Origin of the sequence: Carboxylicivirga caseinilyticus, from assembly GCF_050589785.1 — a bacterium.
Classification (GTDB): Bacteria; Bacteroidota; Bacteroidia; order Bacteroidales; family Marinilabiliaceae; genus Carboxylicivirga; species Carboxylicivirga caseinilyticus.
Genome location: NZ_JBNGOX010000071.1, coordinates 1 through 8745, shown reverse-complemented (window position 1 = coordinate 8745; position 8745 = coordinate 1). Strand labels below are relative to the sequence as shown.

Below are 8745 nucleotides of genomic sequence, written 5' to 3'. Positions count from 1 at the left end.
ACGTTTGCTGGATGAAGTCGTGGCGCGTTAGTCGTGGTGTCGTGTCACCCGATAGGGGGACTAAGACGGTAGACTAAGGTGTCAGGACGAGCAAACCACGCCATGCTTTATTTCCAGCGTGTTGGGCGTATGTTATTTATTGATTTCTAATTGTATTCTTTTTCCAAGTTCAGAAGTCAAAGAGTTTATAACGTCATTAGTCTCTATTATTTGCTTAGAGAATTTTTCGCCATTTTTCAGGTTAAAAGTGAGTTCTGCATTTCGATGTCCACCAACACCAGGTAAAAGAACAATTAACCAATTTGTTTCTTCTGGATAAAAGTTCGCACTTGATATATTTTTAAAGTCAAGTCGTATTTTATTATTGTAAAGTCCCAAAAGTCTTAATGCTTTAAATTCAATGTAGTCAGTTTTGATAGTAATGCGTGTTTCCGGTAGAATCAGGATTAAGATTAATATTATTGATCCGAATACAATTGAAGCAATTTGGTTTTGAGGATATAGGAATAAGATATCCATAGCTAACAAAATCAAAAAAATAATGCGCAGCAATAGATTCTTAATGTTTTGATATTTAGATTTTATTATCATTTTCTGGTTATTATCCGTTGGTTTTAATTACGCCCAACGTTTGCTGGATGAAGTCGTGGCGCGTTAGTCGTGGTGTCGTGTCACCCGATAGGGAGACTAAGACAGTAGACAAAGGCGTCAGGACGAGCAAACCGAGCCATGCTTTATGCCAGCGTGTTGGCAAATGTTATTTTTAATATTCAACAAATTCTGTAACTATAATCCTTTTTACAAAATAGTCACTATAATCCAAATGCGAGTTTAAAAAGCCATTTGCAAGAGCAAATGCAACTGCACTTCCCATTGCTTCTGTATTGTCAATATATTCATAAATATATTGCTCTTTCTCTCCAATATTTTTTAAAGCATTCCAAAATTTACTATTGAAGTTCCTGTTTTTAAATGAATAGTGTTTTTTAATAGTTTCTTCTATATTTGTTTTAGCTGATCTACCGTACGAGATTTCATGTTTTCCTATTTTGTATTCTCCATTTGGAAGTAAGCTTTTTGTTCTAAGGTGATAAATGTTTTCAGATTTATCATACCATACAGAATCATTAATTGCATATAACTCCTCATAAAATCCTGACTTTTTAATTTTGTCAACTAGTTCAAATCTAGCTTGAATTCGCTCTTTTATATTATAATCTTTGATGTCCACTAAAAACATTTTGTATGCTTTTTTCATGTCTATGTCACCATAATGCTTAGCAAGATAATTCTCTTCAAAATCATTAACGAGCATTGTCAAAGTCCTACTATTTTCTTCTCCAATCGATAGTTCAAATTCCAATATTTCGTTTTTATTGGAACATGATGTAATGATGAGTAAAGTGAGTAATAATAATCTAGTGGTCATGGTTTTTTAATATTTGCCAACGGTTGCTGGATGAAGTCGTGGCGCGTTAGTCGTGGTGTCGTGTCACCCGTTAGGGGGACTAAGACAGTAGACTAAGGTGTCAGGACGAGCCAACCGAGCCATGCTTTATGCCAGCGTGTTGTGCCGTCGTACTTTATGAATTTATTTCTTCGCTTTGCCATATTGTTTCATCGTCACACCAACTTCATCATATTCAGTCCAATTCCCAATCGGAGTTCCCATGTCATACTCTCCTTTTTTCCATTCGTCTCCATTTTCTTTGAAATGAACACAGTAACCATGTATCATATTATCTTTGGCATAACCATCTATTTCAATTTGTCCATTTTCATAGAATAATTTATAAACACCATTTTTCTTGCCATTTTGTATAAAACTCAATTCATACAACTGCCCACTTTTATAATATATCTTCATCGTATCAATCTGAAGGCCATCTTTATAAGTCATTTCTTTTTGAATCTTCCCAGTCTTATAAAATATCTTTGATGTCCCATTTTGCTTTCCTTTTTTATACATTAATTCTCCTTGAAGTTCTCCTGTTGGATAATACAGTTTAACAATACCTTCTGGTTTATCTTTTTTCCCAGAATACTCAAGTTTTAATGTTCCGTCCTCATAATATTCCTTATTCTCAAAATCCTGAGCGTTAGAGATTGTAAAAATCAATCCAAATATTACAATGAAAATCTGTCTCATTTTATAGTTTGTTTATTATCAATTATTTTATCATTTGAACGGTCGCTCTTATGCGGCACAACGGTATTGCGGTATGAAACGGTTGGGTTTTCGGAGCGCGTTCGTATTCACCGAGGAAAAAGTTGATGCGAGAACTAATGCTCGCAAACCGCTGAACCCCAACTGTTTTATGACCGCATGTTATGGGCTGCCTTTTATTCATTCATAATCTTTTTAAGTTCTTTCAAATCCTGTTTTTTTGCCTTTACAATCCCGACTGTTTTATGTCTTGGGAATTGAGGCTCAGTTACCTTACTTAAATCAATTGCGACTTTTGCAAACTCCTTAGAATCCTCTATTAATCCCAGTCTATTTGCTAATATTGCACAAGTTAAACAATAAAAGTATTTACTATCGTTAAGGTCTACCGAACCACCAGATTCTTTAAAATCATCGGTAATCAGTTTGTAAGCGTAGTCATATTTGTCCGATTGCTTAGTTGTTAAAATCAAATCAGCAAGTTTTACATCTGCTAATCCAGTCGTACCACTTCTGTTGTCAGAATGGTAATACTCCACAACAATCTTATACTCACTCTCCGCCTTGACAAATTGGTTTGTTTTAAAATAGTAATCAGCTAATTGTTCATGACCAAATATTACAGAAAATTTCTCATCAGGAAAATCACTGAACAACCTAATCATTAATCTTTCACCAACCTGTCCGTGCTTTTTTGTGTCAAGTAGATACCCAGCTTGAATCCTTAGGTATTGAGCCTTGCTATGACCTCCTCTTGCTCGCTTAAGTTTAAGCTCAAAGAAATCTTCTATTTCTTTATTCCAATCAGTATTTCTAAACCACTCAGTCATTTAATTTACTCTATAAATTAATTCATAATCATGCGCAGTTACGAACAATGGAATATTACTTAAAGGTTCTTCAATTTTTGAGTATGTTAATCTAAATAGCTCTTGCAGTCTAAGAATAACTAATAACTCACAAACTTCATAAGCTTTTTCAATATTCGGTTCTTTAAATCGGTCATTTTCGTGAACGTCTTCGAAAACCTTTTGAATATCTTCAAGTCCAGTTATTGTAAAATCACTTGCTGTTGAATCATAAAAGTCGCACAACCAATCCCAATCATCTCCGCCCATTTCCTTAAATGAAAACAAATCAATAAACCACCTATCATAATTAATTGTAAACCCATTCATTTCGCAATAATATGCAGCGGGTCTATAATCTGTAGGCTTTCCAAAAACTGATTTTATCAATCCTTTGGGTTTATTTAAAATCTCGGATGTTGATTTATCGAATTTTTGAATATATATCTTCAAATCATTTGATAGGTGCAAAATATCTTTACCAATCATTTTATGAAAGTCTGTCTTTGGTATCTTATTCAACTCTGATTCCGCAAGTTGAATTGCATTATCTAGCTCTTGTTTATCTATCAGGTTTCTAAGTTTATCTTCTAATTCAAAATTCATAGTTTCAATTTTGCAGGTCTTAAGGTTGCCCATAACGGATGGGTATATGAAACGTTTGGCATTTCAAAGCGATTTCCTATCAAACCGTTGCGATGTTTATTAAATTTACCGCCCTTAAAATTAGCACTTTCCGCCAAATGTTTTATATACCGTGTTACCAACTGGCCTTTATTCATTTTCAATCAATTAGCTATCAATTTTGCAGTGCCTCGTGCGTTCGGACAGACACACTCTTTGACAAGTTTTGGTCGTGGGTATGGCTTTTCGAGCGACTTGGCAATGTGTGTGGCTGTGAAGCGTGGGCTTAATTCACTATTTCTAAAATTCTAACATATTTATCTAAATCACCAATCTTTACCGTATCTCCAACTGATTTTCCGTTCAGCGCAACGCCCAGTGGTGATTTTATATTTATCAGTTGAAGTCCATTTGATTTTTCTGATTTTGAAACTGATTGTTCGACTAACTGAACTTTCAAGTCTTTATCAATATTTATATATTTAACTTTAACCTTACTATTTAATCTTACTGTTTCTTTAAATAATTCGGTCTGAATATTTTCGTTTTTATTTACTGCTTTAATTGTTTCAGCTAAATCTTTTTGAACACTTGGGGAAACTTTAACGAGTTTACTTTCAATTATTGAGATATCATCAGTAAATGCTAAACTTGTTTTTGATTTATCTTCAAACAAAGAAGGAGAACTATTTTCTATTTCTTTTATGAATTGTACTAATTTTTGAGTTTCTCTCTTTGGATTTCTCCACCAATTTGTACTCCAAATTCTATGAAAAACAAATCCGTGATTTTCTAAAATCTTTTGCCTGTGCTTGTCGTGTAAATAAGCTTCTTGACTTGAATGGTATGCAGCACCATCACATTCTATTGCAATTTTTGGCAATCCAACTTGCATTGTGTCATAAACTAAATCGATTCTAAAACCAGCAAATTGTAGTTGTGGTATAATTCTATTTTCGTCAAAATAATCAGTCAACGCCGCATAAACTTCTTCTTCAAATGGAGATTCTAAGTCAGCATTAAAATTGTCAATTGAACTGTTTGTTGTTGAATTTTCAGCAAGGGTATTTAACACAGCCAGTCTTGCTTCGTTATCTTGTTCGCTAACTGCTTTTGCATAAGCTAAATATGCATATAATGCAGCTCTTCTATTGTTTGAACCTTCAGTTATCAAATGCTCCTTATAATTCAAAAATACTTCTTGTGGAATTGAGGAACATACATAAATTTTATATTTCGCTCTTGTGACAATTACATTTAATAACTTATATCCCTTATGATGATTTATTGAACCAAAGCGCTGAGCGAACTTATTATCTTTATTAATGCCATACGTGGTGGAAAGAATAATTACATCTCTTTCATCTCCCTGAATGTTTTCTAAATTTTTTACAAAAAAGCCATTTTCTTCAAGTTCAATAATCTTTTCATTGAAGTCCTTATATCGCTCAAACTTCCGTCTTTCGTTAATTTTCCCTAATATTAAGTTACGCTGATTAATATTGAATGTAGCAACACCAACGGTCGGATAATTTCCATTGGGAAGTCGGGAAATATTATTCTCAATAATAGACAATATTGTTTCGGCTTCGGAATCATTTGAATTATCAGAATATGTACCGTTTACATTGATGTATTTAATTGGATTATACTCAAAACTATTTGGTAAAGGTTTTAGCCTTTGATTGTAAAATGCATAATTCGAATAATCAATCAAATAAGGATGCCTTGAACGATAATGAAAGTCTAAATGTCTTTTTTCAAACCCAAGTTCAGAAGCAAAATCAAGAAGCGATTCACAATCCAAAAGCGAGTTACTTGCTTCGCTTTTTATTCGTTCTATTTCATCTTCAAAATCATCTTCATCTTCAATAGTGCCGTCAAAAATTTTACTAAAGTAATTTGATGGTGGCATCTGATGTTCATCTCCAGCAATAATTATTTGCTTTCCTTTTAAAAGTGCAGGTAAGTTGTCTTCTAGCTTTAATTGACTTGCCTCGTCAAACATAACGATATCAAAATATTTGTTTTGGCCTTTAAAAAGATTACTTGCCACGTCTGGTGTTGTAAGAATAATTGGGAAAAATGTTGTAAATAAATCCATATCTAGTTTCACAATCTCCCGTAATGAAAGTCTTTTATGTTTAGTGCTTGCTCGTTTATTATAAAGATTTTCTACTGAAATATTTGGATTGTTTACATCAAATGACCTTGTGGCATCAATTTGTTTCGAGAACCAATATTCTCTAATATACCTAATCTGCTCATGTTCAAGCTCTGATAATGATTTTCCTAATTCAACATGGTCATTATCATTTGTTGGTAAATCTACATTTGCAGAATTAACAAGTAATGAATTTAAATAAAAAATCAGGAAGGTTTTGCGCCAATTTTCTTTTTCTAGTAACTGAATAACTATTAGCTTTTCATTTGTTGTTAAGACATTATAAAACTGAAACCATTTAAATTCTAAAGTAAAAAGGTCATTGTCATTTCCAAAATATATTTCTTTAGCGTTAATTAAATTCTCAATGCTTTCAATAAGGTATTTGTGTGATTGAAAATTAAGCTCAAAATTGCTCCAATTGTCTTCTTGTATTTTTGAAATTATATCAGAAAGTTGATTTTGTATTAAATGTAATTTGTTAGTTTCAAATTTATCGGCAACAGAATGAAGAAAGTTTAATTCGCTAAATTCAGTTTCAATTTTATTTTGAAAGTTGTTTTCAGTATTTTCAATTACGCTTTGATAGTCTATAATATTTAATTCAATATCAGAAATAGTACTTGCTGATGAAATAGTTTGAAAATCATTGAAACCTTCTGTTTTGGTTAAGAGTTCAGAAAATATCGAATTAACTTGCAATTGGTCGTTAATGACTGCTTTTTTCGCCTTGGAGAATAAAGAAGCTGTTTTAAAAAAGAAGCCATTTGTTTTATCCTCATTATAAAAATCATCAGCTTTATCATATTTTGAAATCACATCAGAAAGTAAGTTTAAATATGATTCAATTTCCGTTTTCTGAACTTTTAGCTGTTCATTTCTAATGTTATAGTATTCTTTCTCATATTCTAAAATATCATTATGAATAGATTCGATTTGTTTTTTATAGCTTAAAAAATCTTCTTCAATATTTTGCTCAATAATGAATGGATTGTCTCCAATCAATTTATCCGAGTTTAGAAAAGATAGTTTTTTAAATGGTCTAAATTCAAGATATAAATCTTGTCCTTTTCTGATTAACTCAAGTAACTGATTTAGTTCAGATGACTCATACGAAAATATATCTTTACTAAGTTCAAGATTATAATCTTCCGAATTGTCTTTTAATTCAGAAAGGAGGGAACCAACTATGCTAGTCCAGTTTTTGTTTCCAATAAGTTTTTTGTCAAGTTTTTGATGCCTTTTGTTAATTGAATCAATCAGAGATTTTGACTTATTAATTATGTTGTCTAAAGTTTCTTTCGAATGTGTATATCTATATCGGCGATAAGAAGAATTATCAACTCTATCTCTTACTGAATCAACAGCTTGTTTTCTGTCTTTTACAATATCCTTGATTAAAATAGTTTGATAATTAAGTCCTTTTTCATTTAAAGAATTATACAAAACTTCTAAAGCTGTACGTTTCTCACAAACTACAATTGTTCTTTTATGGTTTTCAAGAGCATTAACCAAAATTGCTGTCAATGATTGACTTTTTCCAGTTCCAGGAGGGCCTTGAATAAGAATATTTCGCGAAGTATTTAAAGAATGAAGAATACCTTGTTGTGATGGGTCAGTTTCTACGGATGAGATTGGTTGAAACGAATGTTCATCCATATCTTCAAGGTCAATTTCTGTACCCTGAAGCTCTAATAAATTTCCGTAATCATTAATTATATTTTGTTTCTGAACTTCAAAAATAGAAAATAGACCACCAAAATCAATAAAAGAGTTATTGGATGTTAATGGTAGTTTCTCATAGTATTTTTTTTCTCCAATAGGTTTTATTTCTTTTAATTTCTTTTCAAATGTTTCATGTAAATCATTTGGTGTAGAACTATTTATTGCTTCAATTATATTTTCACATATTTCTAAAAGTTCATTTTTATCAATCAAGCCATCATCTAAATGCTCGCTAGATACTTGGTCAATTTCAATATTTGAATCACTTTGTAAATGGTTTATTAAAACTTCATTGACGTAAATCGGGTCTTCTTCGTTACGTTGTATTTCCCAAGTATTAAATTCTTTTGTTCTTTTAATTCTTAATGACCAAATTAAAATTGGAGCAACAGTTAATTTATTGTCAGATTGGTCTCTGCGAACGAGAATTGGAAAACCAAAACCGAAGGTGTTGATTCCTTTCTCCGATTCAATTGCATCAGTCTGGTTTATAAGATTCTCAAATGATTTTGTGATTTTAACTAATTGGGCTTGGTCTTCTTCAAAAAGTGAATTCAAATCGGGAACATTATCCTTCCAACTTATGCGAAATTTTAGAGGTAATTCTGTGAGTAATGAGTTTATAAAATTTTGAGGAATATTTTCATCAATATATGAAAGTCTTGTTAAGTCGAACTTATATCTTGAACGTGCTGGAATTGCGTTTAGGTGAACACCTCTACGACTACCAACTTTAAGTCGGTTTTGCAATTCTATTAGTAGTCTTTCCGTTAACTCCATTTCATTTTAGTTAAAATCCTCAAATTACATACTTTATTTTAAAATCAGTTAAGATGTCTCATATTTTGCCGAGCGTCAGCAAGAAAACAGCTCTTTTGCAAGCTGAAGCGTCAGCTCGTGTGTTAGGGCTTGCGAATGTGCTGTTTTGTGGGTCGGCTGTTTCATTTTTCTTTTTTTCTCACTGCAAAATTACCACTGTCGTTTCTTTTCTTAGGCTTGTTGGTAACGGTGGTGGTATGAGGTCGTGGCGGTCAGACGAGAGTCTGAGTGTCCGACCGAAACTGAGGTTGGGACGAGATTCGACTTGTCGAATCCGCACGAACCCAGCCATGCCTTATACCACGTGTTGCACTAAACCTAAAGGTAGCTAAAGTCCGTTGCCCTTGCTACCTTTATTTGTGTTAATAAAATATTGTATCATGAAAAAAAAGCTTTAC

6 protein-coding genes are annotated in these 8745 nt (G+C 32.4%); all 6 read right to left on the bottom strand.

The window, feature by feature from the left end; genetic code table 11:
* Window positions 1-132: 132 nt before the first annotated feature.
* The gene (locus ACRD62_RS21960) at window positions 133-591 is read right to left on the bottom strand and encodes a hypothetical protein (protein ID WP_430822238.1); all 459 of its coding nucleotides are present in this window, start codon (window positions 589-591) and stop codon (window positions 133-135) included.
* A 172-nt stretch (window positions 592-763) separates the two neighbouring features.
* Window positions 764-1363 carry a hypothetical protein gene (locus tag ACRD62_RS21955; RefSeq protein ID WP_430822237.1) on the bottom strand — a complete coding sequence of 200 codons (600 nt, stop codon included), beginning with the start codon at window positions 1361-1363 and terminating at the stop codon, window positions 764-766.
* Between the two features lie 228 nt (window positions 1364-1591).
* Window positions 1592-2149, bottom strand: coding sequence for a toxin-antitoxin system YwqK family antitoxin (locus ACRD62_RS21950; protein WP_430822236.1), 558 nt, complete (start codon window positions 2147-2149; stop codon window positions 1592-1594).
* A 194-nt stretch (window positions 2150-2343) separates the two neighbouring features.
* Window positions 2344-2997: a hypothetical protein gene (locus ACRD62_RS21945; RefSeq protein ID WP_430822235.1), complete on the bottom strand. Its 654-nt coding sequence runs from the start codon at window positions 2995-2997 to the stop codon at window positions 2344-2346.
* Entirely contained in the window at window positions 2998-3621 is a 624-nt protein-coding gene (locus tag ACRD62_RS21940) for a hypothetical protein (RefSeq protein ID WP_430822234.1), read from the bottom strand.
* A 304-nt stretch (window positions 3622-3925) separates the two neighbouring features.
* Window positions 3926-8308: an AAA domain-containing protein gene (locus ACRD62_RS21935; RefSeq protein WP_430822233.1), complete on the bottom strand. Its 4383-nt coding sequence runs from the start codon at window positions 8306-8308 to the stop codon at window positions 3926-3928.
* Window positions 8309-8745 lie beyond the last annotated feature (437 nt).